The sequence below is a fragment of the Streptomyces sp. NPDC052036 genome (genome assembly GCF_040680495.1).
In the GTDB taxonomy this organism is placed as follows: domain Bacteria; phylum Actinomycetota; class Actinomycetes; order Streptomycetales; family Streptomycetaceae; genus Streptomyces.
In genome coordinates, this window is the sequence record NZ_JBFAWW010000011.1 from 152,761 (window position 1) to 178,562 (window position 25,802).

Genomic DNA, 25,802 nt, shown 5'->3' on the forward strand with positions numbered 1-25,802 from the left:
AGCAGCACGCATCCCGGGTGCCGCTGTCCGCCATCGAGTCCTACGACGTCGGCGTGCCGGTCAGGGCCACAGTCCCGTGAGGTCGAGCGCCTCGGCGGGTGTCCGTGCGTGCCGCACGCCAGGTACCTCGTGTCCGCCGGCCTCGACGAGGCGCCAGCCGTCGCCGAGTTGGACCACGGGCACACCGCCCCTGCGCATGGCCAGGGCCAGCTCCGAGAGCGTGCCCCAGGAGCCGCCGACCACGATGACGGCGTCCCCGCTGTGGACGATCACACTGTTGCGTGCCTGCCCGAGGCCGGTGGCGATCGCGACACTCAGATCCGGCCCGGCACCGGCCCGGTCGGCCCCCGGCAGGACTCCGACGACCAGCCCGTCGCGGGTCCGGGCGCCCGCCGCGACGGCGGCCATCACCCCGCCGTGTCCGCCGCAGATCACCACGGCACCTCGCTCCGCGAGCAGCCGTCCCAGTTCATGGGCGAGGTCCCACTCGCGCTCCCCGCACCGCGCCGGCCCGCACACCGCCACCTGCACCGCCATGCCGCGCCACCTCCGCGCGCACGATACCGCCGTCAGCCGGCCTTGCGGCCGTGCAGGGGCGCGGTCGCCGCGCCGGCGCCCTCCCGCAGTCCCTTGAGGAACTCCTCCAGGACCTCGGTGGCCGTCAGTCGCGGCTGCCAGCCCAGTTCGGTGTGGGCACGGGTGCAGTCCATGAGCGGCAGGCGCAGCACGGCGTCGAAGAGATGCGGGGACGCGGGAAGCAGACGCAGCCCCCACGCGGCGGCGATCGCCGACCGTGCGGCGGTGCGGGGCAGCCGTACCGGGCGGGCCCCCATGACCTCGCTCAGGACGGCGGCGTCGAGGGGCGGGTCGGCGGCCAGGTTGAACGCGCCGCGCACATCACGGCGGAGGGCGAGCTGATACGCGCGGGCCGCGTCGTCGGTGTGCAGGGCCTGGACCCGCAACCCGGAGACGTCCGGCAGGAACGGCAGCAGTTCCGGCCGGACCAGCGGTCCGGGCAGGAAGCGCCCGGCGAAGATCCGCCGCTGTTCGCTCGCCGACTCCCGTTTGAACAGGAAGGCGGGCCGCATCCTGACGACCCGGATGTCGGGGTGCTCGTACTCGAAGGCGTCGAGGGTCCGCTCCAGATAGGCCTTCTCCCGGGTGTAGGCGGCGTCCGGCCAGCCGTGCGTCGGCCATGACTCGTCGACGGCGTGTTCCTTGGGGCCCGGGGAGTAGGCGCCGACGGACGAGGCGTGCACCAGCGTGGGCACCTTGGCGGCGGCGACGGCCTCGAAGACCCGGACGCTGCCGAGCACATTGGTCTCCCAGGTCGCGACGGGATCATGGGTCGGCTGGAACGCCCACGCCAGATGGACGACCGCGTCCGCGCCCTCGAACTCCTGCACCATGTCGGCCCCCGCCGACGTGAGGTCGACCGCCGACCACCGCACCCGGTCGGGGCCGAGGTCGGGGACGCGGCGCGCGAGGCCCCGCACGCTGTCCACCTCCGGGTCCTCGGCGAGCAGGCGTACGAGACTGGTGCCCGCATTGCCGGTGGCGCCCGTGACCACGATCTTCTTACCCGTTGTGGTGCTCACTGGCTGCTCCTCTCATGACCGGGACGGGCGAGTACCCGGTGCGCGCGGGAGCTGCACACCCTGACGGCCGCTGCCGCCCCGTGCCGAGGCCGCTACATGTGCCGGGGCTCGTGCCGGGCGAGCAGCGAGAGCAGATCGGCGACGCTCAGGCTCGCCTCCGCAGGATGCCTCAGGAGGGTGCCGGGCTGGATGCGGTAGGTGTTGGAGCGCCCCTCACGGATGTGGGTGAGGTAGCCGCCCTGTTCCAGATCCGAGATGATCTTCTGGACGGCGCGTTCGGTCAGCAGGCAGCGGGCCGCGATGTCACGGATCCGGGTGGTCCGGTCGTCGGCGATCGCGGCCAGGACGCGTGCGTGATTGGTGAGGAACGTCCACCCGATGTGCGGCTCAGGCACTCCACCCATAAGCCGAGCGTAGAAGCCCAGGTACAGGAACACAAAATGACGAAAGGGACTTCAGGTATGCCGTGACGTGCGGCATCCGGCTCCCGCTCCTGTTCCCGATCCGCCGTGGGGCCCGCCCCCGACCGGCCGATATGCAGGGCCGAACGAGTCATGCCACGCTGATCGGGGGCGGAGTCACGCCCCCTGCCTCACCTCGTCGAGGAGTGAGCCGCCATGACCGACCGGGAACGCCACCCGTTCGAGGACGACTCGGGCCACCTCAGGGACATGACCGAGGAGACCCTGGGCGCCCAGGAGCAGGCGCGCCAGGAACGCCAGCACCGGCTGGAGGAGCAGCGGGCCCGTCGCAGGGACGACGAGTCGCCGCCCGCACGCCCTCAGCAGGAGGACGACTACTATCTCTGACCCATGACCGCGCGGCGGCGCTCACGTCCGTCGTGCGCTCGCGGTCTCTTTCCCTCACCCCGGCCCGGCCCCCCGGTCCGGGGTGTCGTACGCGTGGGGTCCGCCCGGTTCCCGCCGATCGCGCGCGACCCTACACTGGCACCCCGTCACATGCCGGTTGAGCTGCTGGAACACGGCGGTCGAGCCGATCCGCCGGAGTGAGGAGCAAGGCCCTTGTTCTATTACGTGCTCAAATACGTCCTTCTCGGCCCCCTGCTCAGACTGGTCTTCCGGCCGCGTATCGAGGGCCTCGACCATGTACCGGCGGACGGGCCGGCGATCGTCGCCGGCAACCATCTCTCGTTCTCCGACCACTTTCTGATGCCCGCGATCCTCAGACGCCGCATCACTTTCCTCGCGAAGGCCGAGTACTTCACCGGGCCCGGCGTCAAGGGCCGGCTGACCGCCGCGTTCTTCCGCAGCGTGGGCCAGATCCCGGTGGACCGCTCGGGGAAGGACGCGGGACAGGCCGCGATCCGCGAGGGCCTCGGTGTGCTGGCCAAGGACGAGCTGCTGGGCATCTACCCGGAGGGCACCCGCTCCCACGACGGACGCCTGTACAAGGGCAAGGTCGGCGTCGCCGTGATGGCCCTCAAGGCCCGGTGCCCGGTGATCCCCTGCGCGATGATCGGCACGTTCGAGGCACAGCCGCCCGGCCGGACCATTCCCCGCGTCCACCCCGTGACCATCCGCTTCGGCGAGCCCCTGGACTTCTCCCGCTACGAGGGCCTGGAGAACGAGAAGGCGGTGCTGCGCGCCGTCACCGACGAGATCATGTACGCCATCCTGTCCCTCTCGGAGCAGGAGTACGTCGACCGGTACGCGGCGGACGTCAAGGCCGAGGAGGCCGGGAAGACGGGCGAGCGGGCGCCCAGATTTCCGCGGATGCCGCTGGGGTGAGCCCAGGTGGCCCGGACGCGAGCAGGGGCGGCCGGATGTCCGGCCGCCCCCTTCGCGCATGGGGCGCGAGGCGCGCGCAGGGCTCCGCCCTACGCGTCCGCGCCTACGGCTTCGGCGTCGCGTGCGGCGTGCAGGTCACGTCCGCCTTGTCCGTCTTGCCGGTGAGCAGGTAGGTGTCCACCCGGCTGTTGATGCACGGGTTGACCAGACCGGTCACACCGTGGGAGCCCGCGTCCTTCTCGATGATCAGGCGGGAGCCCTTGAAGCGCTTGTGCAGTTCGACGGCGCCGTCGAACGGCGTGGCGGCGTCACGCGTGGACTGCACGATCAGGACGGTCGGCAGGCCCTTGCCCGTCTTCACGTTCAGCGGGGACTGCTGCTTGACCGGCCACGTGGCGCACGGCAGGTTCATCCATGCGTTGGCCCACGTCATGAAGGGGTAGCCCTTGTTGAGCCGGGTGTTGTCCCGGTCCCACTTCTGCCAGCTCGTCGGCCACTTGGCGTCGGTGCACTCGACCGCCGTGTAGACGGCGTTGCCGTTCTCGGAGGCGATGTTGCCCGCCGTGTCCGACAGGTCGGGCGCGGCCGCGTCCACGAGCGCCTGGGTGTCACCGGCCACGTACTTGCTGAAGACGGTGGCGACCGGCACCCACGAGGAGTCGTAGTACGGGGCGCTCTGGAAGAAGGAGATCAGCTCGGCCGGGCCGACGACGCCGCCGATCGGGTTCTTCTTCGCCGTGGCGCGCAGCTGGAGCCACTTGGCCTGCACCGCGTCACGGGTGGTGCCCAGATGGAAGGTGGCGTCGTTCGCGGCGACCCAGTCCTCCCAGTCCTTCCAACGGCCCTCGAAGGCGACGTCCTGGTCCAGGTTGGCCTGGTACCAGATCTTCTCCCGCGAGGGGTTGACCACGCTGTCGACGATCATGCGCCGGACGTGACCCGGGAAGAGGGTGCCGTAGACGGCGCCGAGGTAGGTGCCGTACGAGACGCCCAGGTAGTTGATCTTCTTCTCCCCCAGGGCGGCCCGGATGACGTCCAGGTCGCGCGCGGTGTTGGGGGTGGTCATCTGCTGCAGCATCGTGCGGCCGGTGCGGTCGAGGCACCCCTGCGCGTACTCATGGGCGAGCTTGCGCTGAGCGCGCTTGTCCGCCTCGGAGTCGGGGACCGGGTCCGCCTTGGGCGCCTTCACGAACTCCTGCGGGTCCTCGCAGGAGATGGGCGCCGAGTGGCCGACACCGCGCGGGTCGAAGCCGACGAAGTCGTACGCCTTCGCGACATTGGTCCAGAGCGGGTTGTTGGTGGTGATCCGGAGCGGGAAGCGCAGCCCGGAGCCGCCGGGGCCGCCCGGGTTGTAGATCAGGGCGCCCTGGCGCTCCTGCTTGGTGCCGGTGTTCCCGACGCGGTCGACGGCGAGCTTGATGTGCTTGCCGTCCGGGTGGGCGTAGTCGACCGGGACGGTGACCCAGCCGCACTGGACGGCCTTCGCGAGCCCCCAGTCCGCCGGGCAGTCCTTCCAGTCGATCCCGGCCTTGGCCGCGCGCGCGGCGGCGATCGCCGCACCACGGGCCTCCCGGTCCTGACCGTGGCGCGAGTCGGCGGCGGCCGACGGTGCCGCCATGGCGCCGGCTATCAGCGTCGCCGTGACGAGCGCTCCCGCGGAGCCGAGCGCGGTCGCTCGTCTCGTCGGTCTGATTCCCCTCAAGTGGGACCTCCCCGTACAAGGTTGCTATAGGTACGGGGATCCTTGCTGCTGTGAGATCCCTGAGAACAGAGGGGACTTGGCTTCTTTACCAATCCGATAACCGGTGCACGGCGCTCCGCCCAGCGGGCGGATTGGTCAAGTCAGCGTTTTCAGGGCCTCGTTGAGCACTCCGCGCAGTCGTAGCGCATCCGGCGCGAGCGCGGTGACGAGCACACCGGGCCCGGCGAGCGGGCTGAGCGCGGCATCCTCCCCCAGTATCCCCGCCTCCGTCGGTCGCGCTTCGAACTCCGGTCGCACGACGAGGAGTTGCCCGATCGTGCGATGTCCCGCCAGAACGGCGGGCCCGTCCCATCCGCCGGGGGCGCCCGGTCCGCAGGCCACCTCCTGGTCCAGCAGCGGGCGCCCGGCCAGCGTCACGGTGAGACGGCTGGTGAGCCGTCCGGGCTCTTCTCCGACGCGGCCGAGGACCTGCTCCTCGCGGTACACGAGGCGGGCGCCGGGCGCGAGGTCGATCCGCGTGGAGACAGACAGTTCGCTGCCCCGGGCCGAGATCAACTGCTCCGGCAGCCAGTGCAGTTCGCCCTCCGCGGCGACATCGAGCCGGATGTCGTAGCGGGCCTCGCCCTTGGCCTGCCCGGGCAGGGCGATGGTGGCGGCGGCCGATCCCACATGGAGCAGGGCGCCACTGCCCACGGCCGCCTCGACGGTGAAGTGGTCACCGCCGAGCGGCCCACTCATCGCGCCGACGAGCATGACCCGCGCCTCCGCACCGCGCGCCCGTGTCCGGCGCAGCGCGAGCGGCCCCTCGCCCGCCAGCACCGGCAGGGACGTGCCGCCCCGGCCGTCGTCCCGGGCCACGATCCGCGCGGTGGCCCGTACCCCCGTCGTCACGCCGTCCACGCGGCGAGCCGCGCCCGCAGCCAGTCGGCCACGTCACCGACGCCGGCCTCGGTCCGCAGGGACTGGAAGACGACGGGCAGTTCGGCGCGCTGTGCCTTCGCGTCGGCCGCCATCCGGGCGAGATCGGACCCGACGTACGGCGCGAGATCGGTCTTGTTGACGACGAGAAGATCCGCGGTGGTGACCCCGGGGCCGCCCTTGCGGGGAATGTCGTCGCCGCCCGCGACATCGATGACAAAGATCTGCGCGTCGACGAGTCCCTTGGAGAAGGTGGCGGTGAGGTTGTCCCCGCCGGACTCGACGAGGATCAGATCGAGCGGCCCGACCTCGTCCTCCAGGTCCTCCACCGCTTCGAGGTTGGCGGAGATGTCGTCCCGGATGGCGGTGTGGGGACAGGCTCCCGTCTCCACGGCGGCAATCCGCTCGGGCGGCAGTACGGCCTCCCGCAGCAGGAACTCGGCGTCCTCACGGGTGTAGATGTCGTTGGTCACGACGGCGAGGGACAGTTCGGCCCGCAGGGCCCGGCAGAGCGCGGCGACGGTGGCGGTCTTGCCGGATCCGACGGGACCGCCGAGCCCGACCCGCAGGGCTCGCCGGGAACCGTCGGGCCGGCGGGCATCGGCGCCGACGGCGGCGGGGCCGTCGTGGGTGTGGTCGAGGTGCATGGGGCGGCTCCTGTCGCATCGGGGGCTGGAGGGGAGAGCAAGGGAGAGAGGGATCCGGGGACGGTCTTCTTCTACGAGGCGAACAGCCGTACGGGCCGCGCGGCATGGGCCTCCGCCCCGATCTCCAGCAGGGGCGCCGACGCCGCGGGCAGCACCTCGATCCCGTCGTCGAGCACGCGCCGGGCCGCTTCCCGCGCGCGGTCGGCCACGAGATCGAGCTCGGGCGCCAGCCGCGCGAGCACGGCCGACGCATCGAAGGGGTCCAGGCTCAACAGCCGTACGACCGCGGTCGCGGGCCCGCTGACGCTCTCGTACACGGCGCAGTACGCGGCATCCTGCGCGCCGAGTCCCGCGGCCCGGGCCGCGACTCCCAGCACCACCGGCTGGTGCGCCCCCTTGGGGAACGCGCCTGCCAGGGCATCGAGTTCGCCGGAGGGCCAGGCGGCCCGTGCCGCCCGCATCAGCTGCCGTCCCAGCCGGCGCGCGGCGGCCCGGAGCGCGGCCGACGGCGTACGGGCGTCGGCGGCGGCGTCCAGCGTGGCCGGGTCCACACCGAGCGCGGCCGCCGCGGCGAGGGACGCCGAGACCAGTCCGGCGGTGTGCAGCCGTCCCCGGCAGAAGTCCTCCAGGCTCGCGGCCTCGGTGATCCGTCCGGCGCGGACGGCCTCCTCGGCCCCGCCGGAGTGTGCGTGCCCTCCGGCGGGGAAGCGGCCGTCGGCCAGGACGAGAAGCGCTGCCCTGGACATCAGAAGAGGAAGTACCGCTGGGCCATGGGCAGTTCCGCGGCCGGGGTGGCCTCCACCAGTTCCCCGTCGATATGCACGGCGAAGCTGTCGGGGTCGACCCGCACCCGGGGCCGCGCGTCGTTCTCGCGCATGTCCGCCTTGGTGACACCGCGTGTGGACTCGATGGCCACGAACCTCTTCCCGAGCGTGAGCCGCTCCGGCAGCCCGTCCTCGATCGCGAGGGGTGCGACGAAGTTGACCGAGTTCGAGGCCGGGGCCCGGCCGATCGCCCCGTACATCGGGCGCGGCAGGATCGGCTGCGGGGTCGGGATGGAGGCGTTGGCGTCGCCCATCTGCGCGTACGCGATCTGGCCGCCCTTGATGACGAGATGCGGTTTGACGCCGAAGAACGCGGGCTCCCACAGCACCAGGTCGGCGAGCTTGCCGGGCTCGACGGAGCCGATCGTGTGGGCGAGGCCCTGGGCGAGCGCCGGGTTGATCGTGTACTTGGCGACATAGCGACGTACGCGGTGGTTGTCCGCACGGCCGTCGCCCGGCAGGGCTCCGCGTCGCCGCTTCATCACATGGGCGGTCTGCCAGGTGCGCAGGATGACCTCGCCGACGCGTCCCATGGCCTGGGAGTCGGAGGAGATGATGGAGATCGCGCCCAGGTCGTGCAGGATGTCCTCCGCGCCGATCGTGGACGGCCGGATCCGGGACTCCGCGAAGGCCAGGTCCTCGGGGACCGCCGGGTTCAGATGGTGGCACACCATCAGCATGTCGAGGTGTTCCTCGGCGGTGTTGACGGTGAACGGCCGGGTCGGGTTGGTGGAGCTGGGCAGCACATGCGGCTCGGACACCACGGTCATGATGTCCGGCGCGTGCCCGCCGCCCGCGCCCTCGGTGTGGTACGCGTGGATGCCGCGGCCCGCCACGGCGGCGAGCGTGTCGCCCACGAACCCGGCTTCGTTGAGGGTGTCCGTGTGGATCGCGACCTGGATGCCGGTGCGGTCGGCGACGGTCAGCGCGGCGTCGATGACGGCGGGCGTGGAGCCCCAGTCCTCATGGAGCTTGAGGCCGAGGGCGCCGCCGCGGATCTGGGAGAGCATCGCGTCATGCGAGACGGTGTTGCCCTTGCCGAGCAGCCCGAAGTTCAGGGGGTAGGCCTCCATCGCCTCCAGCATCCTGGCCAGGTGCCAGGGCCCGGGGGTGACGGTGGTCGCCTTCGAGCCCTCGGCCGGTCCGGTGCCGCCGCCCACCAGGGTGGTGATGCCCGAGGCGAGGGCCTCGTCGGCGATCTGGGGGCAGATGAAGTGGACATGGGCGTCGATGGCTCCGGCGGTCATGATCCGGCCGTTGCCCGCGATGATCTCCGTCTCCGGGCCGATCACCAGGTCCGGGTGGACGCCGTCCATCGTGTCCGGGTTGCCGGCCTTGCCGAGGGCGGTGATCCGGCCGTCGCGGATGCCGACGTCGGCCTTGACGACGCCCCAGTGGTCGATGACGACGACACCGGTCACGACGGTGTCGGGGGTGCCCTCGGCGCGGGTGGCCCGCGACTGGCCCATGGACTCGCGGACGACCTTGCCGCCGCCGAACACGGCCTCGTCTCCGGCGCGCCCCGGCCCGCCGGAGCGGTCCTCCTCGATCTCGACGAGCAGATCGGTGTCGGCGAGCCGGATACGGTCGCCGGTGGTCGGTCCGAACAGGTCCGCGTACGCGGCGCGTGAGATCTCAGGCATCGAGAGCACCTCCGGTCTCCCCGCGCAGGCCGGGCACGACACGGGCGCCGGCGAGCGGGACGAGTTCCACGTCGACGGGAATGCCGGGCTCGAAGCGGACAGCGGTGCCGGCGGCGATGTTCAGCCGCTTGCCGTGGGCGGCCGCGCGGTCGAAGTCCAGTCCCGGGTTGGCCTCGGCGAAGTGGTAGTGGGAGCCGACCTGGACGGGCCGGTCGGCCACGTTGAGCACGGTCAGCCGGGTGACCTCGCGGCCCTCGTTGTAGACGACGGGTTCGTCCGTGAACAGGATCTCTCCGGGAATCATGGCGGCCGCTCCCCCGTCAGACGATCGGATCGTGGACGGTGACGAGCTTGGTGCCGTCCGGGAAGGTCGCCTCGACCTGGACGTCGTGGATCATCTCCGGGATGCCCTCCATGACGTCGTCCCGGGTGAGCAGCTTGCGTCCGGAGGCCATGAGTTCGGCGACCGTACGGCCGTCACGGGCACCTTCGAGGATGTGCGCGGTGATGAGGGCGACCGCCTCCGGATGGTTCAGCCTGAGTCCACGGGCCCGGCGCTTCTCGGCGACGTCGGCCGCCACATGGATCAGCAGCCTCTCTTGCTCGTGCGGGGTCAGTTGCACGTCCCACCTCACCGTCCTCGCCCGGACCGTGCGGGGCCCGGTTGCCGCAGCCACGGGGCAAAGTCCCTGGTGGCATGGAGGGGCAGGCTAGTTGGACCGCGTTTCGCGCGCGTTAACCGGACGGTGATCCGCACACGTGCCGACGGGGGCACGCAGCCGTTCGTCCGAGCGGCCGGGCGTCAGGAGGCGTTGGGCCCCCGGTGTTCCGCGGCGATACCGAAGCGACGGCGCTCGCGCGGGGCCGAGGGGACCTCGCGGACGTTGGAGACCGAGCTGATCACCTGCTCCTCCGCGGCGTCCAGGGCGGCGAGACGCTCGAGGTCGGCGGCGGAGACGAGGGCGGCGAGAGGCTTTCCGTGCCGTGTGACGACGACACGCTCGCCGCCGTACACCACGCGGTTGATCAGGTCGGCGAGTTCAGCCCTGGCTTGCGTCACCGGAATCTCGTAGGCCATGTGGACCAGCTTAGACCGGGGTCCCGAACAGTCCCCGGGGCCGAAGACCGCCCGAACCGGGGACCTTCCCCCGTTTTCGCTCTCAGCGTGTCGACTTCGCTCTCAGCGTTCTTCGCCGTCGACAGAGCGTACGTCCTGTACATTTTTTACAGGATCGATGCCGAGGAGGCCCGTGCCATGAACCGTCCGTCCGCACGTCATGTCCTGCCCGAGTTCACCGAGCGCACCGGCTATGGGCAGCGAACCCTCGATCCCTACGCGAAGCTGCTGGACGAGCGGATCGTGTTCCTGGGGACGCCGATCGACGACATCGCGGCGAACGACGTGATGGCGCAGTTCATGCATCTCGAGTACCAGGACCCGGACCGCGACATCTCGCTGTACATCAACTCCCCCGGCGGCTCGTTCAGCGCGATGACCGCCGTCTACGACACGATGCAGTACGTCGGCTGCGACGTGGAGACGATCTGCCTCGGCCAGGCGGCGTCCGCCGCCGCGGTGCTGCTGGCCGCGGGAACGCCCGGCAAGCGGTTCGCGCTGCCCGGCGCTCGGGTGCTGATCCACCAGCCGTCCCTGCCCGAACCCGTTCAGGGGCAGGCCAGTGATCTGGTGATCCAGGCCGAGGAGTTGATGCGCGTACGCAGGCGGCTGGAGGAGATGCTCGTACGCCATACGGGGCAGAGCCCGCAGCGGATCGCCGCCGACATCGAGCGGGACACGATCCTCGACGCACCGGCCGCGGTGGAGTACGGACTCCTCGACCGCATCATCCCGAGCCGCAAGGCGTCACGCGCCGCGACCGACGCGAGGTGAGCCGCCCATGCTGCCGCCCGAACTGCCGCCGCTGCCCGCACTGACCCGGGCGGAGGCCGAACTGATCGACCGTTATCTCGACGTCGTCGACCTGCTCGGACGCATCAACCCCGGGCACTCCGGGGACACCTACCGGGGACTGCGCGCCGCCCAGGCCCTGGCGAGCAAGGCCGCTGCTCTGCGTGACGCCTTGACGCTCATGCACCAGCGCGGGGAGCACGAACTGCACGGCCCCACACTGGCCCGGGCCCTGCGCGTCCTCGACGGCGAGCGCCGCACCTCCCGTGTCGCGGTACCACCGGGGCTGGAGTGACCAAGGCGTGCGGGGGCCGGCGGGGCCGGACTGACGGACGGTGATCTGCGGTGCGCCCGTGCGGAGTTGGCCACGGTCCGGTCGGCCCCCGTACCCGGCTCGCGCCGTCGGCCCTGCCCCTGGACCCGCGACACAAACGGACCGAATGGCGTACCCCCGGCCGGCGTAGCGACTGCTCCGTCCGGGAGCCGGGAGAATGTGGGCCAAGTGCAGGGCAGCCAGGGCGTCATGCGTTGCTCCGCCGCAGGTCCAGGCCTCGTCGGTCCCCTCAACGGCCCGCGCTCACAAGGGTGTCCAGCCGAACGGGTGAGTGGTGAGTAATGCCACAAACCCCCGGTTCCGTTGTGATTTTCCGACATCCCTGGGTGAAGATCCCTTCCTGACGACAAGCCCCCGCCACCGCGGCGGGGCGGTCCGGGCGGACGCCGAATCCTGCCGCCGCCCGGATGACCGGTCGACAGGAGTGGATCGGCAGGAGTGGAGGACCCAGCAAGGCGGGCCGCCGGAGAGATCCGGGGGTCCTTGGGGTGAAGCCGCGCAAGCGGCCGGGCTACTTCGCCAGCCCGAATCCGACAGGTCATCCTTCACAGGCGGCTGACGAAGGGTTGCGCATGACTGCGCTCAATCGTGTCCCGTCGCTGCTGACCCGGGCCGGCACCGCCTCGGCCCTCACTCTCGCCGCCGTCGGCGGCAGCATCGCGGTCCCGGGCGTCGCAAGCGACGCTGCGGCAGCGACACCGGCGACCAAGGCGCTCCAGGTCGCGGCGTCCAAGAAGGGCGCCCCCTACAAGTGGGGGGCCACCGGACCACGCCGCTTCGACTGCTCGGGGCTCACGCTCTACGCCTACAAGAAGGCCGGCAAGGCCCTGCCCCGCACGGCAGCGGGTCAGTACAACAAGACGCACCATGTCTCCGCCTCCCACCGCAAGGCCGGTGACCTGGTGTTCTTCCACTCCGGCCGAAGCGTCTACCACGTGGGCATCTATGCCGGGAAGGGAAAGATCTGGCACTCCCCGAAGACCGGTTCCGTCGTACGGCTGGAGAAGATCTGGACCAAGAGCGTCTGGTACGGCCGGGTCAGCTGACCCGGCGGGCGGGGTGACGGCACGGGCGCCGTCACCCCGCGGTCGGGGCGCCCGTACGGCCGCCCCGGTGGCGTGAAGAGGGTCGCAGCGGTTACTCGTTGACCATGGCCGACCGACCACCCCCCGAGGCACGGCACGAGACACCGCTGGAGCGCGCTGACCGCAACTTCGCCGAACTGCTGCAGGAACTCCGCGTCACCCAGACCGGGGTGCAGATTCTCTTCGCGTTCCTGCTGACCCTCGCGTTCACCCAGCGCTTCCCGACCCTCGACACCGCCCAGCGCATCACGTACGTCACGACCCTGCTGCTGGCGATGCTGGCCGCGGCCCTGTTCACGGCACCGGCGGCACTGCACCGGATGCTCTTCCAGAAGAACGTCAAGCCCGTCATCGTGCGGATCTCCTCCCGGCTCGCCGCCGCCGGGATGGTGGTGCTGGCCTTCGCCTTCACCGGCTCGGTGCTGCTGGTGGTGGACGTGTCGCTGGGCCGCACGGCGGGCATCGCGGCCGGCGCGGGAACGCTCCTGGTGTGCACGGCCCTGTGGCGCGTCCTGCCGATGTTGGTACGGCACGCGGTCATCAGGCCAGGAGCGGCTCCAGGAGAAGCACCAGACCGAGCGCCGTCAGAGCGCCCCCGGTGACCGCTTCCAGGGTCCGTGCGGTCCGCGGCCGGCGCAGACGGCGGCCGAGCCGGTCCACGAGCAGCGCGACCGTGGGGAACCACACCAGCGAGACCGCGAGCACGATGAGTGCGAGCACCAGGGTCCTCGGCATCGCGGGGCTGCCCGCGGGCACGAACTGCGGCAGCAGGCTGAGGAAGGTCAGGGACGCCTTCGGGTTGAGCGCGTTGGTCACGAAGCCCTGCCGCAGCGGCCGCCCCCGGGGCACGTCCCCCGCCGCCCGGTGCTCGTCATGGCCGGGGACCGGCCCCGCGGGTGCCGCGACGGGAGCGGAGGCCTCGCGGCGGCGCAGTCCCCAGAGGGTCCGGGCGCCCAGATAGAGCACATAGCCGCCGCCGAGCAGTTGCAACGTGCGGAACAGTCCGGGCACGGCCACCAGCACCGTGGCGACCCCGGCGACCGCCAGCGTCGTGTGGATGAGCAGCCCGCCCGCGATGCCCAGGGCGCAGACGACGCCGGCGCGCCGGGAGATCAGAGCGTTGCGTACGACGACCGTGAAGTCCGCGCCCGGCATCGCGACCATGCCCGCGGCCACACCGGTGAAGGCGATGAGCTGTGTGTCCATGCGGACCACCCTGCCGCCCTCGAGCCTTCAGCAGGTATGTCGAATATCCTGGGTGAGCCTTAAGCATCTCTTTAGGGCTTGAGCCTTGAGCATCTCTTTCAGGGCTGCCTCGACCGGCAGGGGGATGTGTGTACGACGCGACACGGCTCGCGGCGCTGGTGGCGGTCGCCGAGGCCGGTTCGATCACCCGGGCCGCCGAGCGTCTCGGCTACACGCCGCCCGCGCTCTCCCAGCAGCTGGCCAAGCTGGAACGGGAGGCGGGCACCGCGCTGCTCGTACGCCATCCGCGGGGCACACGGCTGACCGGGGCCGGCGAACTGCTGGTGGTACGGGCGCGGCGGGTGCTGGACGAGTTGGAGCGCGCCCGGCACGAGCTCGCCCGGCTCACCGGCCTCAGGGGCGGCACACTGCGGCTCGGGACCTTTCCCACTGCGGGCATCCATCTGCTGCCGCCGGCGCTCAGCGCGTTCCGCCGGGCCTATCCGGACGTGGAACTGGCGGTCGCGGACTACGACCCGCCGGCCGGGGTGCACGCGGTGGCGGCGGGCGACATCGATCTGGCGCTGACGCACACCTACGAGCCCGCCGAGCCCGTACCGCTGCCGTCGTCCGTGTCCCTGGAACCCGTACTGACGGAGGAGCTGGTCCTGGTCACGAGCCCCGGCCACGTGCTGAGCGCGGAGACGTCGCGGCTGCCGCCCGCCGAGCTGGCCGGGCAGCCGCTGATCAGCATGGCGCCGCAGCATCCGGCACGGCGGGGCGTGGAAGCCGCCCTCGCCGCCGCCGGGGCCACCCCGGCGGTCCTGGTCGAGACGCCGGGATACGCCGTGGTGTGCGCACTCGTCAGTGCCGGTCTCGGGGTGGCGGTGGTGCCGGAGATGGTGGCCAGGACCACGGCGACCCCGCTCGGGGTACGGCCCCTGGAGCCGGGCACCCTGCGTCGCACGATCTCGGTCGCGCACCGCACCGACGAACCGGCACCCGCGGCCGACGCCTTCCGCGCTCTGCTGCGCGGTGCCTTCGGCCGAGCGACGCGGCACAGCTGAGAGGCCGCCGGCCGTGCACCGGGCGGGACCCGTCCGGCGTCCACGGCACGGCGCCGGGCGGCCGGGCCACCCGGCGACAGGGTCGGACACCCGCTCCCGCCGCGGTCAGGGATCCGGCTGGGCCGCCGCCGAGACCGACCGCACGGGAATGGTCCACGGCAGTTCGATCGCGACCGTCTTGCCGCCCTCCCGGGTGGGCCGCACGGTGAGCGTCCCGCCGTGCTCGGCGGTCAGGCAACGGACGATCACCATGCCGCGACCGTTGTCCTGCTGGACGGAGGCGGGCAGTCGCTTGGGGAAGCGCGGGTGGCTGTCCGTGACGCCGATGCGCAGTAATTCCTCCCGCGCGAGCGCGATGTCGACCGTGAACGTCGGTGACTGCCCGAAGGTGTGCTGCACCGCATTGGTCGCCAGTTCGGACACGATCAAGCGGAGGGAGTCGGCGACTTCGGCATCGTTCGGCAGACCCCATTCCGTGAGAATGTCCGAGACATATGTTCGGGCGGCGGAGACCGAGGCGGGATCGCTCGGCAGAGTGACGGATGCTTCCTGATGGTCTGCCATGGCGACGTCGTCCCTTTCCACGGGACCGGAGTCCGACACGGAGCGGTCTGTTCGAGAACGGTCCCGGACTTGGTGCTGCGCGCCAGACTGCCATCACCAGGGCCCTCCCGAGTGTCATCCCCCGAGATATGCATATATCTGTCGCCCGAAGCGGTGAACTCTCCGACGACCGACCGTATTCGGGAGGCCCTCGGGGTGATGCTTTACCGTCGCCTACCGTCGCTGTGAAAACCGCGCCCCGGGCGGAGGGAGTCGGCCATGCAGTACGGACCAGCGGTGCGCCGCCGCAAACTCGGCGCCGAATTGCGGGGCCTGCGCGCCCGGGCGGGTCTCACGAGCGGTCAGGCGGCCGCCTGTGTCGGCTGGCACCAGTCGAAGGTGAGCCGGATCGAGACGGGATCCAGCGGGGTCAAGCCGCGGGACGTAGGACTGCTGCTGGACGCGTACGGCATCGAGGATCCCGAACTGCGGGAACTGCTGCTGGTGCTGGCGGGCTCGGAGGACGGCGACGGCCGGCAGAACTGGTGGCACGCGTACCGCGGGGTGCTGCCTCCGGCCTATCGCGACTTCATCAGTCTGGAGTCACAGGCGAGCGGGATGCGCACGCTGGAGACCTCGGTGGTGCCGGGGCTGCTGCAGACGCCGGACTACGCCCGGGCCGTCACCCGGGCCGCCGTGGGCACCCTGGAGGACACCCAGCTGGACGCCCTGGTGGAGGTGCGGCTGGCCCGTCAGGAGGTACTGCGCGCGGATCCGCCGCTGCGGCTGAGCGCCGTCTTGGACGAGGCCGTGCTGCGCCGGGGGGTCGGTGGGCCCAGGACCATGACGCGGCAGCTGCGGCGGCTGCTGGACGCGGCCCGGTTGCCCCATGTGCGACTACAGGTGCTGCCGTTCGCCGCCGGGGCGCATATCGGAATCACCGGGCCTTTCGTTATCTTCTCCTTTCCGAGCAGATCCGATCTGGATGTAGTCGTTCTCGACCACTTGACGAGTAGCCTCTACCTCGAACGGAAAGAAGACCTCCAGGCCTACTGCGAGGCCTTCGACACCCTTCGGATCCACGCCCTTTCGCCCGAGGACACGTTGGATTACATCGCCGCGTTGGCGGGCGATGCGTAAGGAGGCACCATGTCAGCACCGCCTCGGCACATCCCCCTCAGTACCTCACTCCACGGCGCAAGGTGGCGACGCAGCAGCCGCAGCACGGGAATGAACAACTGCGTCGAGACCGCCCGACCGGGCACCGGCCCCTGGCAGGGACTGGTGGCCGTGCGCGACTCCAAGAACGTGACCGGCCCGGCCCTGCTCTTCACCCCCGACGCCTGGAAGGAGTTCCTGACGGGGCTGAGCTGATCCTCTCCGCTCGACTCGGGCTCTTTTGAGCCATTTTCGAGTCGATTCCCCCCTCGCGTCCGAACGTTTTCCCCCACGTCCGACGGAGTACTCCGCTCACGGCTCCGTACCGCTCATCCGCGTACGACGAGCGACGCACGGCCGTCCCGCCGACTCACGGTCGCGTCTCGCCGATCACGCGCACGGCGTGCTCGATCTGCCCGTCGGTGAGATCCGCACGGGCCGTCAGCCGAAGCCGTGAGATGCCGTCGGGCACCGACGGCGGACGGAAGCAGCCGACGGCGACCCCCGCCGCCCGGCAGTCCGCCGCCCAGCGCACCGCCAGTTCGGGAGAAGGGGCCCGCACGGAGATGACGGCGGCGTCCGGGCGCACCGCCTCATGGCCCTCGGCCGTGAGGCGGGCGTGCAGGGTCGCCGCCACCGTGCGGGCCCGCTCGGCACGCTCCGGCTCGCGGCGCAGCAGACGCAGCGCCGCCAGCGCCGCACCCGCCGCCGCCGGGGCGAGCCCGGTGTCGAAGATGAACGTCCGCGCCGCGTTGACCAGATGGTCGATCACCGGCGCCGGGCCGAGGACCGCACCGCCCTGGCTGCCGAGCGACTTCGACAGCGTCACCGTGGCCACCACGTCCGGCGCGCCCGCGAGACCGGCCGCATACGGAGCGCCCCGGCCGCCGGCCCCGAGCAGGCCGAGCCCGTGGGCATCGTCGACGATCAGCCCGGCGTCGAACTCCCGTGCCGCCTGCGCCAGTCCGTCCAGCGGTGCCGCGTCGCCGTCCACCGAGAACACCGTGTCGGAGACCACCACGGCGGGCCCGCGATGAGTGCCGAGCGCCTTGCGGACCGCCTGGGGGTCGGCGTGCGCGACGACCTCGGTCGTGCCGCGGGCGAGCCGGCAGCCGTCGATGAGCGAGGCATGGTTTCCCGCGTCGGAGACGACGAGGGAGCCGTGCGGCGCGAGCGCGCTGACCGCGGCGAGATTGGCCGCGTAGCCGGAGGAGAAGACGAGCGCCGCCTCGAAGCCGCAGAAGTCGGCGAGCTCGCGCTCCAGTTCGCCGTGGAGTTCCGTCGTTCCGGTGACGAGCCGGGAGCCGGTCGAGCCGCCGCCCCACCGCCGGGCCGCCTCCGCGGCGCCGTCGGTGATCTCAGGATGGCGGGACAGGCCCAGATAGTCGTTGCCGGCCAGGTCGAGCAGCGGGGAGTCGGCGGGCCGGGGACGCAGCGTCCGGACGAGTCCGGCCCGGCGGCGCGCCCGCGCCTGTTCGTCGATCCAGCCGAACGCCATGGTCCCTCCGGGGCATTTGTAGGCAGTGCACAGACACTAGCGGCACGACCAGCCACCCAGGGTGTGGCAATACCCACACGTCGAACGGTGTCTGTTGTGCAAACTCTCCTTGGCCCGGAACGCTCCCGTAGGACAGGATCGGCTCTCATGGACCTGCTGAACACGCTGGTGGACAAGGGGTTGCGGCGCGAGGTGCCGACCCGCGAGGAGGCGCTGGCCGTCCTCGCCACTTCCGACGACGACGTGCTCGATGTGGTGGCCGCGGCCGGCAAGGTGCGCCGCCACTGGTTCGGCCGACGGGTGAAACTCAACTATCTCGTCAACCTGAAGTCGGGCCTGTGCCCGGAGGACTGTTCCTATTGCTCCCAGCGGCTCGGCTCGAAGGCCGACATCCTCAAGTACACCTGGCTCAAGGCCGACGAGGCCTCGCAGGCCGCGGCGGCCGGGGTCGCGGGCGGCGCCAAGCGGGTCTGCCTGGTGGCGAGCGGCCGCGGGCCCACCGACCGGGACGTGGACCGGGTCTCCGACACCATCAGGACCATCAAGGAGCAGAACGAGGGCGTCGAGGTGTGCGCCTGCCTCGGTCTGCTCTCCGACGGCCAGGCGGAGCGTCTGCGCGCGGCGGGCGCCGACGCCTACAACCACAACCTCAACACCTCCGAGGCGACCTACGGGGACATCACCACCACCCACACCTACGCCGACCGGGTGGACACGGTGCACAAGGCGCACGCCGCCGGTCTGTCGGCCTGCTCCGGACTGATCGCGGGCATGGGCGAGAGCGACGAGGACCTGGTGGACGTCGTCTTCTCGCTGCGGGAGCTGGACCCTGACTCCGTTCCGGTGAACTTCCTGATCCCGTTCGAGGGCACTCCGCTCGCGAAGGAATGGAACCTGACGCCCCAGCGGTGTCTGCGGATCCTCGCCATGGTGCGGTTCGTCTGCCCGGACGTCGAGGTGCGGATCGCGGGCGGACGCGAGGTCCACCTCCGTTCGATGCAGCCGCTGGCCCTGCATCTGGCCAACTCCGTCTTCCTCGGGGACTACCTGACCAGCGAGGGCCAGGCGGGCAAGGCCGACCTGGAGATGATCGCCGACGCCGGGTTCGAGGTGGAGGGCACGGACCAGGTGACGCTGCCCGGGCACCGGATGGCGGCCGGCTGCGGGTCGCAGGGGGACGCCGGGGGCGGGTCCCACGAGAGTGGCGGGTGCGGGTCCCACGAGGGGAGCGCGTGCGGGTCGCACGAGGGCGGCGGTGTCTGTGGCTCCGCGCCGGTGCCGCCCGTCGGCGAACCCCGTACGGATCTGGTCGCGGTGCGCCGCCGGGGCGCCGGAACGGATGTCGCGCCCAATGCCTGAGTGGTCCGTGGACGAGCTGCTGGCGCTCGACCGGCAGCACGTCTGGCATCCCTACGGTCCCATGCCGGGCCGGCAGGAGCCGCTCGTCGTGGAGTCGGCGAGCGGGGTACGGCTGCGGCTCGCCGACGGCTCCGGCGAACTCGTCGACGGCATGTCGTCCTGGTGGGCGGCGATCCACGGCTACAACCACCCGGTGCTCAACGAGGCCGTGCGCGAGCAGCTCGGGCGTATGAGCCATGTGATGTTCGGCGGGCTCACCCACGAGCCCGCCGTCCGGCTGGCGAAGCTCCTTGTCGACATGTCGCCGGACGGTCTGGAGCATGTGTTCCTCGCCGACTCGGGTTCGGTCTCGGTCGAGGTCGCGATCAAGATGTGCCTGCAGTACTGGCGCTCGCTCGGCCGCCCCGCCAAGCAGCGGCTGCTGACCTGGCGCGGCGGCTATCACGGCGACACCTGGCACCCGATGTCCGTGTGCGACCCCGAGGGCGGCATGCACGAGCTGTGGCGCGGCGTCCTGCCCCGGCAGCTGTTCGCCGAGGCGCCGCCGGCCGCCTACGAGGAGTCGTACGCCGACCTGCTGCGCGAGACGATCGCACGGTACGCGGACGAGCTGGCCGCCGTGATCGTCGAGCCGGTGGTGCAGGGCGCGGGCGGGATGCGGTTCCACTCCCCCGCGTATCTGCGAGTGCTGCGCGAGGCCTGCGACGCGCATGACGTCCTGCTCGTGTTCGACGAGATCGCCACCGGGTTCGGTCGCACGGGCGCGCTGTTCGCCGCCGACCACGCGGCGGTGACCCCCGATGTGATGTGCGTCGGCAAGGCGCTGACCGGGGGTTATCTGACCCTGGCGGCGACGCTGTGCACCCCGCGGATGGCCGAGGGGATCTCCCGGGGCGAGGTGCCCGTGCTCGCCCACGGCCCCACGTTCATGGGCAACCCGCTGGCGGCGGCGGTCGCCTGCGCCTCGCTCGACCTGCTGCTCGGCCAGGACTGGCAGGCGGAGGTCAAGCGGATCGAGGCGAGCCTGAAGGAGGGGCTCGCTCCCGCGCGGGAGCTGCCCGGGGTGCGCGAGGTGCGGGTGCTCGGCGCCATTGGCGTGGTCCAGCTCGACCACGAGGTGGACATGGCGGCGGCGACCCGGGCCGCCGTGCGCGAGGGAGTGTGGCTGCGTCCGTTCCGCGACCTCGTCTACACGATGCCGCCGTATGTGACGGGAGACGCGGACGTGGCACTGATCGGGCGCGCGGTGTGCGCGGCGGCACAGGAGGGCTGAGATGTCGGTACTGGTGGTCACGGGGACCGGCACGGAGGTCGGGAAGACGGTCACGACCGCCGCCGTCGCGGCGGTGGCGGTCGCGGCGGGCCGGTCGGTGGCCGTGCTCAAGCCCGCGCAGACGGGTGTGGGACCGGACGAACGCGGGGACGCCGACGAGGTGGCCCGGCTCGCGGGTGCCCTGACGGTGCGTGAACTCGCCCGCTACCCCGACCCGTTGGCGCCCGCGACGGCGGCCCGGCGCGCCGGTCTGCCGCCCGTGCGGCCGCAGGAGGTGGCGGAGGCGGCCGCCAAACTGGCCGTCGAGCACGACCTCGTGCTCGTCGAGGGCGCGGGCGGGCTGCTCGTACGGTTCGACGACGAGGACGGCACCCTGGCGGACGTGGCCCGGCTGCTGGCGGCACCGGTGCTGGTGGTCGCGACGGCCGGCCTCGGCACGCTCAACGCCTCCGAGCTGTCGGCACGGGAGGTGCGGCGCCGGGGGCTCGACCTGGCGGGTGTGGTGATCGGCAGCTGGCCCGAGGCCGCGGATCTCGCGTCTCGGTGCAACCTCGCGGACCTTCCGGCGGTGACACGGGCACCGCTGCTCGGGGCGCTGCCCGCGGGCGCCGGATCCTACCCGCCCGCCGACTTCCGCGCCGGAGCGCCCGGTTGGCTGGCACCGCGGCTCGGCGGGACCTGGGACCCCGAGGCGTTCGCCTCGTCGCACGCGCCCGGATGATCTGTTCCCCCTGTCGCGGCGGTTTTGCACAGCCGTGGTCGGGCCCGGGCGGTGAGCGGCCGGCTCCAACGGCCGGCAGGTCCAGCGGCGTCCGGGTCACCGGGCGAGAGAGTCCGCGTCGCCCATGACGACGACGGGGTGGGCAGCGGGGTCGAGGGCCTGCAGCAACTGCTTCATGTGCGTCTTGGGGAGGCTGACGCAGGCGTGCGTGGGGCCGCCGTGGTCGACGTGGATCCATATGCCGCCGCCGCGGCTCGCGCCCATCGGCTTGGTGCCGTCCATCGGTGACGTGCCGGGCTGCCGGTTGTAGTTGATGGCGATGACGTAGTCGAAGGAACCAGCGAGTGATTCGCCCTCGAAACCGGGCCCGCTGACGGTGAAAGCGCCGGAACGGTGGTAGGGCAGCCTGGTGCCGGGGTCGGCCAGCCGTCCGCCGGCGTCGGTGAGGCCGAACACTCCTATGGGGCAGCGCAGGTCGCCCGCGTAGTGCCGGTCGGTCCAGCCCCGGTAGCCGTTGTGCACGGCCCACACCGCTCCGGGACGCCAGCCGTCGTCGACGCGCTCGTAGAGCACGACCTTCGAGGACGCCGAGTTCCTCGCAGCCCCCGTGACCAGGACGACCTGCCGGGTGCCGGCCGGGATGCGCGCCAAGGTCCGGCTACCGATCCCCGGCAGCCGGGCGGGGACTTCCGGGCGCGCCGCAACCGTCGTCCGTGGCTTGACGGGGGTGGCCTCCCGTTGCCCGGCGGCGGGGGCGGCGGGGTCCTGGACGACCGTGGCCGCCCCGGGGGCCGGGGCGGGGTTCCCTTCGGGTATGAGGTGGTAAGCGGCGATCCCCAGCGCGGAGACGACGACCGCCGCGGTCGCGGATACGCAGGGCCTGTGGAGGCGCATGGGTGCGGGCTCTCTCAAGAGGGCGGGAAAATAACTCTCGGCTCAACCACGAGCGTTCTTCGGCACGCTGATCTGGCGCTCGCCCCAGCTCATCCGGGTGGTCGCCGCGTAGTTCACCGTCGTGCCCGCGTCGAGTCCCGCCGCCTTCGCCCTGGCCGACGGTTCGACCAGCACGACCTCTTCGCTGAGCATGGCGCCGGTCGACGGGTCCACGACCAGTTGCTGCCGGGTGCTCCCCAGCGGCGTCCGGAAGGTCTCGGGGAACTCGACGCCGACGCCCTGGCGCCCCAGGGGATCGGTGACCCGCGCGAGCACCCGGACCCCGCCCGGTACGCGGCCGCCCGGACGCCGGGCTTCACGGGCATCGTGACCAGGTCGGCTGCCCGGCGCAGTATCCAGGCACTGTGGCCGGATGCGCTGGTCTCGGCACCGTTGTCCGCCGCGTACAGTCGCTCCAGATAGCGGCGCAGCTCACCGCTGGTGGCGGGCAGTGCACGCAGATCCTTGTAGGAGACGTTGCGCGGGCCGACGGCGTAGATCTTGTCGTCGATGTTCGTCCGCATGACCATCGGCGGACGGGTTCCCATCGTGTAGCCGATCGCGCCGGTCCCGGATTGGTTCGCGACCCCGACCCGCACCGTGCCGGGGGAGCCCGCAGCGTGCCAGCGTGCCTCGTCCGCCGCGGTCCGGGGCTCGGTCACGGAATGCAGGCCGGAGACCATCAAACTCCGGGTTCCGGGACGGACGCCCACCGACCACTCGTCGGTGGACGTGCTGCGCACGGCGAAGAGCTGCCCCTTCTCACCGCCGACGTCCACGTAAACCGAGCGCGTGGTGGTCTGCCAGTACGTTCCTTCGGCGACCGAGGTGGCCGCCTTCCTGGCCGCGCTGAGCAGTTCGAGGTGGCCGTCGACGCGGATGTCCGCCCCGGCGCCCGTCCCCTCCGTCCCGGCGGAGGACCGCGGTGGTGCGGTCGCCGGCTCGGCCGGCTCCTGCCGGTCGAGCGTGCTCACGGCCACCACGGACGCCGCCACGGCTGCCAGGGCCGCCGCTTCCAGCGGCCGGAACCCGCTTCTGCGTCGCCGCGGTGCGAGGAGGTGTGCCGCACGGCCGTCCGTCGCCCCGGCGATGATGCGTGCGAGGTCCTCCCGCTGCCGCGCGGGATCCACCAGCCGGGACGGATCCAGTTCGTCGGGCCGTGCGTCCGCGAGCACATTCATGGGGATGCGGACGGCGGGCGCGGGGGAGACTCCCGACAAGGCCCGTCCTCCCCGGAGGTGCTCATGGCGCCACGATCCGCCCGCCCCCGTGCGCAGTCGCGCGACACCGTGCACCATCCGCTCTTCGCCCGCGCCTACGACCGGATCAGTGTGGCCGCCGAGACCCGCGGCGGTGTGGGGGTGATACGGGACCGGCTGCTGGCCGGGCTGTCCGGCCGGGTGATCGAGATCGGGGCGGGCAACGGGCTGAACTTCGCCCACTATCCGCGGACGGTCTCGGAGGTCGTCGCCATCGAACCGGAGCGGCGCCTGCGCCGGCGGGCGGTCGAGGAGTCCCTGCGCGCCGACGTGCCCGTGGACGTGGCCCCGGGTGCGGCAGAGGCGCTGCCGGTCAAGAGCGAGGCCTTCGACGCGGCGGTCCTCTCACTGGTGCTGTGCAGCGTACGGGACGTGGCCCGGGCGCTCGCCGAGGTGCGGCGGGTGCTGCGGCCCGGCGGGAGTGTGAGGTTCTTCGAGCACGGAGCGGGCGGGGGACCCGCGATGCGGTACGTCCAACGGGCCCTGGACCGCACGGTGTGGCCGCCCCTCATGGGGGGCTGCCACCTCTCCCGGGACCCGGTGGGGGCCCTGCGCGCCGCGGGCTTCGAACTGGGCCCCTGCCGAAAGGTGTTCATGCCGGAGCAGGGGCCGCGGCTGCCGATGTCGTACTGCGTCATGGGCATCGCCTGGCGGCCCGAGCGCGCGGAGTAGTCGGCTCACAGGCTCCACTGCCGCAGTTCCCGGGCGATGTCGTCCACCGAGGCCGCACCGCTCTTGACCAGCCGGGCCAGCTCGCGCACCTGCTCCGGTGAGGTGACGACCTTGACGCCGCTGGCGATGAGATAGGCGTAGGCGACCGCGGAGGCGAACAGCGCGTTGGAGCGCTCCAGCGCCGGTATGTGCAGCAGGAGTTGGAGCAGGGCGGCGGCGCGCGCGTGCGGGGTGTCGTAGACCGGGACGCCGAATATCTCCGCCTCGTGCCGGCTCACCGCCGCGACCAGCGCTCCCCAGTCGGTGACCTGGGGGTCCCCGGGTGTCTTCTGTTCGGCGACCATCAGCAGCCAGGCGAGGTCGATTCTGAGAGGGCTCAACGGCTCAGTGACGTGCCCTCGCCCCGGCGCGTCCCCGGGCCGCCGGCCCGGCCCTCGGGGGCGGACCCGAACTCCTCGGCGAAGACGGACTCGTACTGCTTCATGAAGTCGGCGGCGGCCTCGACGAACGTGTGGCCGGCCTCGCCGGTGTCCTGCCGGACCAGTTCCTCGATGTAGCGATTGACGCTCATACCGCGCTCCAGGGCACGTTCGCGGGCGGCTCGGGCGGTGTTCTCGTCCACCCTCACGTTCAGCTGGGTCTTCGCCATACCTCGACGCTAGCGCGGTGGTGCTAGCACCGGCAAGGGGGCGTGGAAGCCGACGCCGTACGGGGCGAGCGCCCGCGCGCCGCCAGGCCGGGCGGACATGCCGCTGACCGGGATACGCCCCCTGAGGGAGGCATGCCCTGGGCTCAGGGGGATATCAGGTGTGCCGCGCATCACATTACGCTCGTGCGGGACAGGACGAGCGAAGGGGCCGGAACGTCCAGGAACGAGGAGGCGGCCTTGTCCACTGCTGCTGCGGAGCACTCCCCCGGGCGCGGGGAGGCGGGCGGTATCGCCGCCCGCGCCCGGGGGCTGACGAAGGCGTACGGCTCGGGGGAGACGACGGTGCTCGCCCTCGACGCGGTCGACGTGGACATCGCACGCGGCCGTTTCACCGCGGTGATGGGCCCCTCGGGCTCCGGGAAGTCGACCCTCATGCACTGCCTGGCGGGGCTCGACACCGTATCTGCCGGACAGGTGTGGCTCGGCGACACCGAGATCACCGGTCTGAAGGACCGCGAGCTGACGAGGCTGCGCCGGGACCGGATCGGCTTCATGTTCCAGTCGTTCAACCTCGTCCCCACGCTGAACGCGGCCGAGAACATCACCCTGCCCATGGACATCGCGGGCCGCCGGCCCGACCGGAAGTGGCTCGACCAGGTGATCGACACCCTCGGGCTGCGCGACCGGCTGACGCACCGGCCGGCGCAGCTCTCCGGCGGGCAGCAACAGCGTGTCGCGTGCGCCCGCGCGCTCGTCTCCCGCCCCGAGCTGATCTTCGCGGACGAGCCGACGGGCAACCTCGACTCCCGGGCCGGGCTGGAGGTGCTGGGCTTTCTGCGCGAGGCGGTCGACGAGCTGGGGCAGACCGTCGTCATGGTCACGCACGACCCGGGCGCGGCGGCCCACTCCGACCTGGTGCTGTTCCTGGCCGACGGACGGATCGTGGACGAGATGGCGCGGCCCACGGCACCCGCGGTGCTGGAACGCATGCGCCTGTTCGCCGGGGGACACCACCAGGAGCCCGCCTCCGGCACGGTCCCGGCGGGCATGGACGACGCGGCCCGCCGCGAGGACTGA

At 71.8% G+C, this 25,802-nt stretch carries 32 protein-coding genes and 1 riboswitch; of the genes, 14 read left to right on the forward strand and 18 right to left on the reverse strand.

Features of this window, described 5'->3' with window-relative positions; genetic code table 11:
- Nucleotides 1-60: 60 nt before the first annotated feature.
- The 3 genes from AB0L95_RS17965 to AB0L95_RS17975 form a co-directional block, all read right to left on the reverse strand.
- The gene (locus AB0L95_RS17965) at nucleotides 61-537 is read right to left on the reverse strand and encodes a TIGR00725 family protein (RefSeq protein WP_365162636.1); all 477 of its coding nucleotides are present in this window, start codon (nucleotides 535-537) and stop codon (nucleotides 61-63) included.
- 32 nt (nucleotides 538-569) lie between these two features.
- Nucleotides 570-1,598, reverse strand: a complete 1,029-nt coding sequence (locus AB0L95_RS17970; RefSeq protein ID WP_365162637.1) for an SDR family oxidoreductase — start codon at nucleotides 1,596-1,598, stop codon at nucleotides 570-572.
- Between the two features lie 92 nt (nucleotides 1,599-1,690).
- The gene (locus tag AB0L95_RS17975) at nucleotides 1,691-2,002 is read right to left on the reverse strand and encodes a helix-turn-helix domain-containing protein (protein WP_365162638.1); all 312 of its coding nucleotides are present in this window, start codon (nucleotides 2,000-2,002) and stop codon (nucleotides 1,691-1,693) included.
- A gap of 213 nt (nucleotides 2,003-2,215) precedes the next feature.
- On the opposite strand from AB0L95_RS17975, the gene AB0L95_RS17980 reads away from it, so the two are divergent.
- Together AB0L95_RS17980 and AB0L95_RS17985 are read left to right on the forward strand one after the other, a co-directional pair.
- The gene (locus AB0L95_RS17980; RefSeq protein ID WP_365162639.1) at nucleotides 2,216-2,407 is read left to right on the forward strand and encodes a hypothetical protein; all 192 of its coding nucleotides are present in this window, start codon (nucleotides 2,216-2,218) and stop codon (nucleotides 2,405-2,407) included.
- A gap of 213 nt (nucleotides 2,408-2,620) precedes the next feature.
- The gene (locus AB0L95_RS17985; protein ID WP_365162640.1) at nucleotides 2,621-3,346 is read left to right on the forward strand and encodes a lysophospholipid acyltransferase family protein; all 726 of its coding nucleotides are present in this window, start codon (nucleotides 2,621-2,623) and stop codon (nucleotides 3,344-3,346) included.
- A 103-nt stretch (nucleotides 3,347-3,449) separates the two neighbouring features.
- Here the strand turns inward: AB0L95_RS17985 and AB0L95_RS17990 are convergent, their stop codons facing one another.
- The 8 genes from AB0L95_RS17990 to AB0L95_RS18025 form a co-directional block, all read right to left on the reverse strand.
- Entirely contained in the window at nucleotides 3,450-5,048 is a 1,599-nt protein-coding gene (locus AB0L95_RS17990) for an alpha/beta hydrolase (RefSeq protein WP_365162641.1), read from the reverse strand.
- 135 nt (nucleotides 5,049-5,183) lie between these two features.
- Nucleotides 5,184-5,948: an urease accessory protein UreD gene (locus AB0L95_RS17995; RefSeq protein WP_365162642.1), complete on the reverse strand. Its 765-nt coding sequence runs from the start codon at nucleotides 5,946-5,948 to the stop codon at nucleotides 5,184-5,186.
- A complete protein-coding gene (gene ureG / locus AB0L95_RS18000) occupies nucleotides 5,936-6,613 on the reverse strand; it encodes an urease accessory protein UreG (protein WP_365162643.1) in 678 nt (225 codons plus the stop codon). Before ureG ends, AB0L95_RS17995 begins: the two co-directional genes overlap by 13 nt.
- A 71-nt stretch (nucleotides 6,614-6,684) precedes the next feature.
- Entirely contained in the window at nucleotides 6,685-7,359 is a 675-nt protein-coding gene (locus AB0L95_RS18005; protein ID WP_365162644.1) for an urease accessory UreF family protein, read from the reverse strand.
- Nucleotides 7,359-9,080, reverse strand: coding sequence for an urease subunit alpha (locus tag AB0L95_RS18010; protein WP_365162645.1), 1,722 nt, complete (start codon nucleotides 9,078-9,080; stop codon nucleotides 7,359-7,361). The genes AB0L95_RS18005 and AB0L95_RS18010 overlap by 1 nt, the downstream gene beginning before the upstream one ends.
- Nucleotides 9,073-9,384 carry an urease subunit beta gene (locus AB0L95_RS18015; RefSeq protein ID WP_365162646.1) on the reverse strand — a complete coding sequence of 104 codons (312 nt, stop codon included), beginning with the start codon at nucleotides 9,382-9,384 and terminating at the stop codon, nucleotides 9,073-9,075. The genes AB0L95_RS18010 and AB0L95_RS18015 overlap by 8 nt, the downstream gene beginning before the upstream one ends.
- A gap of 16 nt (nucleotides 9,385-9,400) precedes the next feature.
- The gene (locus AB0L95_RS18020) at nucleotides 9,401-9,703 is read right to left on the reverse strand and encodes an urease subunit gamma (RefSeq protein WP_067256018.1); all 303 of its coding nucleotides are present in this window, start codon (nucleotides 9,701-9,703) and stop codon (nucleotides 9,401-9,403) included.
- 179 nt (nucleotides 9,704-9,882) lie between these two features.
- Nucleotides 9,883-10,158: a type II toxin-antitoxin system Phd/YefM family antitoxin gene (locus tag AB0L95_RS18025; RefSeq protein WP_365162647.1), complete on the reverse strand. Its 276-nt coding sequence runs from the start codon at nucleotides 10,156-10,158 to the stop codon at nucleotides 9,883-9,885.
- A 177-nt stretch (nucleotides 10,159-10,335) separates the two neighbouring features.
- Here AB0L95_RS18025 and AB0L95_RS18030 point away from each other — a divergent pair, with 177 nt between their 5' ends.
- From AB0L95_RS18030 to AB0L95_RS18045, 4 genes are all read left to right on the forward strand, one after another.
- The gene (locus tag AB0L95_RS18030; protein WP_365162648.1) at nucleotides 10,336-10,971 is read left to right on the forward strand and encodes an ATP-dependent Clp protease proteolytic subunit; all 636 of its coding nucleotides are present in this window, start codon (nucleotides 10,336-10,338) and stop codon (nucleotides 10,969-10,971) included.
- A 7-nt stretch (nucleotides 10,972-10,978) separates the two neighbouring features.
- On the forward strand, nucleotides 10,979-11,284 hold the full coding sequence (locus AB0L95_RS18035; RefSeq protein ID WP_365162649.1) for a hypothetical protein: 306 nt from the start codon (nucleotides 10,979-10,981) through the stop codon (nucleotides 11,282-11,284).
- Between the two features lie 413 nt (nucleotides 11,285-11,697).
- A riboswitch (cyclic di-AMP (ydaO/yuaA leader) is annotated at nucleotides 11,698-11,892 on the forward strand.
- Nucleotides 11,893-11,895: 3 nt separating this feature from the next.
- Nucleotides 11,896-12,369, forward strand: coding sequence for a C40 family peptidase (locus AB0L95_RS18040; RefSeq protein ID WP_365162650.1), 474 nt, complete (start codon nucleotides 11,896-11,898; stop codon nucleotides 12,367-12,369).
- Nucleotides 12,370-12,473: 104 nt separating this feature from the next.
- Nucleotides 12,474-13,010, forward strand: a complete 537-nt coding sequence (locus AB0L95_RS18045; protein WP_365162651.1) for a DUF6328 family protein — start codon at nucleotides 12,474-12,476, stop codon at nucleotides 13,008-13,010.
- Here AB0L95_RS18045 and AB0L95_RS18050 read toward each other — a convergent pair.
- Nucleotides 12,949-13,614, reverse strand: a complete 666-nt coding sequence (locus AB0L95_RS18050; RefSeq protein ID WP_365162652.1) for a LysE family translocator — start codon at nucleotides 13,612-13,614, stop codon at nucleotides 12,949-12,951. The genes AB0L95_RS18045 and AB0L95_RS18050 overlap by 62 nt on opposite strands.
- 128 nt (nucleotides 13,615-13,742) lie before the next feature.
- Between AB0L95_RS18050 and AB0L95_RS18055 the strand changes: the two genes are divergently transcribed.
- Nucleotides 13,743-14,660, forward strand: coding sequence for a LysR family transcriptional regulator (locus AB0L95_RS18055; RefSeq protein ID WP_365162653.1), 918 nt, complete (start codon nucleotides 13,743-13,745; stop codon nucleotides 14,658-14,660).
- Between the two features lie 105 nt (nucleotides 14,661-14,765).
- Here AB0L95_RS18055 and AB0L95_RS18060 read toward each other — a convergent pair whose 3' ends face one another.
- Entirely contained in the window at nucleotides 14,766-15,224 is a 459-nt protein-coding gene (locus AB0L95_RS18060) for an ATP-binding protein (RefSeq protein ID WP_365162654.1), read from the reverse strand.
- Nucleotides 15,225-15,482: 258 nt separating this feature from the next.
- On the opposite strand from AB0L95_RS18060, the gene AB0L95_RS18065 reads away from it, so the two are divergent.
- Both AB0L95_RS18065 and AB0L95_RS18070 read left to right on the forward strand, forming a co-directional pair.
- Nucleotides 15,483-16,343 carry a helix-turn-helix transcriptional regulator gene (locus tag AB0L95_RS18065; protein WP_365162655.1) on the forward strand — a complete coding sequence of 287 codons (861 nt, stop codon included), beginning with the start codon at nucleotides 15,483-15,485 and terminating at the stop codon, nucleotides 16,341-16,343.
- A gap of 9 nt (nucleotides 16,344-16,352) precedes the next feature.
- On the forward strand, nucleotides 16,353-16,577 hold the full coding sequence (locus AB0L95_RS18070; protein ID WP_365162656.1) for a DUF397 domain-containing protein: 225 nt from the start codon (nucleotides 16,353-16,355) through the stop codon (nucleotides 16,575-16,577).
- A 154-nt stretch (nucleotides 16,578-16,731) separates the two neighbouring features.
- Here AB0L95_RS18070 and AB0L95_RS18075 read toward each other — a convergent pair whose 3' ends face one another.
- On the reverse strand, nucleotides 16,732-17,859 hold the full coding sequence (locus AB0L95_RS18075; RefSeq protein WP_365162657.1) for an 8-amino-7-oxononanoate synthase: 1,128 nt from the start codon (nucleotides 17,857-17,859) through the stop codon (nucleotides 16,732-16,734).
- 147 nt (nucleotides 17,860-18,006) lie between these two features.
- On the opposite strand from AB0L95_RS18075, the gene bioB reads away from it, so the two are divergent.
- Genes bioB through bioD form a run of 3 tightly spaced genes read left to right on the forward strand, consistent with a single transcriptional unit; the run spans nucleotide 18,007 to nucleotide 21,212 of the window.
- Entirely contained in the window at nucleotides 18,007-19,218 is a 1,212-nt protein-coding gene (bioB, locus tag AB0L95_RS18080; protein WP_365162658.1) for a biotin synthase BioB, read from the forward strand.
- Nucleotides 19,211-20,491 (forward strand): adenosylmethionine--8-amino-7-oxononanoate transaminase, encoded by a 1,281-nt coding sequence (locus AB0L95_RS18085; protein WP_365162659.1) that lies wholly within the window; start codon nucleotides 19,211-19,213, stop codon nucleotides 20,489-20,491. The genes bioB and AB0L95_RS18085 overlap by 8 nt, the downstream gene beginning before the upstream one ends.
- A gap of 1 nt (nucleotide 20,492) precedes the next feature.
- A complete protein-coding gene (gene bioD / locus AB0L95_RS18090; protein ID WP_365162660.1) occupies nucleotides 20,493-21,212 on the forward strand; it encodes a dethiobiotin synthase in 720 nt (239 codons plus the stop codon).
- Between the two features lie 96 nt (nucleotides 21,213-21,308).
- Here bioD and AB0L95_RS18095 read toward each other — a convergent pair whose 3' ends face one another.
- Entirely contained in the window at nucleotides 21,309-22,106 is a 798-nt protein-coding gene (locus AB0L95_RS18095; RefSeq protein ID WP_365162661.1) for a L,D-transpeptidase family protein, read from the reverse strand.
- 113 nt (nucleotides 22,107-22,219) lie between these two features.
- Complete coding sequence (locus tag AB0L95_RS18100; protein ID WP_365162662.1) at nucleotides 22,220-23,365, reverse strand: hypothetical protein; 1,146 nt, start codon at nucleotides 23,363-23,365, stop codon at nucleotides 22,220-22,222.
- Nucleotides 23,366-23,389: 24 nt separating this feature from the next.
- On the opposite strand from AB0L95_RS18100, the gene AB0L95_RS18105 reads away from it, so the two are divergent.
- Entirely contained in the window at nucleotides 23,390-24,076 is a 687-nt protein-coding gene (locus tag AB0L95_RS18105) for a class I SAM-dependent methyltransferase (RefSeq protein ID WP_365162663.1), read from the forward strand.
- Nucleotides 24,077-24,081: 5 nt separating this feature from the next.
- On the opposite strand, the gene AB0L95_RS18110 is transcribed toward AB0L95_RS18105, so the two are convergent.
- The gene (locus AB0L95_RS18110; protein ID WP_365162664.1) at nucleotides 24,082-24,456 is read right to left on the reverse strand and encodes a fic family toxin-antitoxin system, toxin component; all 375 of its coding nucleotides are present in this window, start codon (nucleotides 24,454-24,456) and stop codon (nucleotides 24,082-24,084) included.
- Nucleotides 24,453-24,725: a toxin-antitoxin system HicB family antitoxin gene (locus tag AB0L95_RS18115; protein ID WP_365162665.1), complete on the reverse strand. Its 273-nt coding sequence runs from the start codon at nucleotides 24,723-24,725 to the stop codon at nucleotides 24,453-24,455. The genes AB0L95_RS18110 and AB0L95_RS18115 overlap by 4 nt, the downstream gene beginning before the upstream one ends.
- A gap of 237 nt (nucleotides 24,726-24,962) precedes the next feature.
- Between AB0L95_RS18115 and AB0L95_RS18120 the strand changes: the two genes are divergently transcribed.
- Nucleotides 24,963-25,802, forward strand: a complete 840-nt coding sequence (locus AB0L95_RS18120) for an ABC transporter ATP-binding protein (protein WP_365162666.1) — start codon at nucleotides 24,963-24,965, stop codon at nucleotides 25,800-25,802.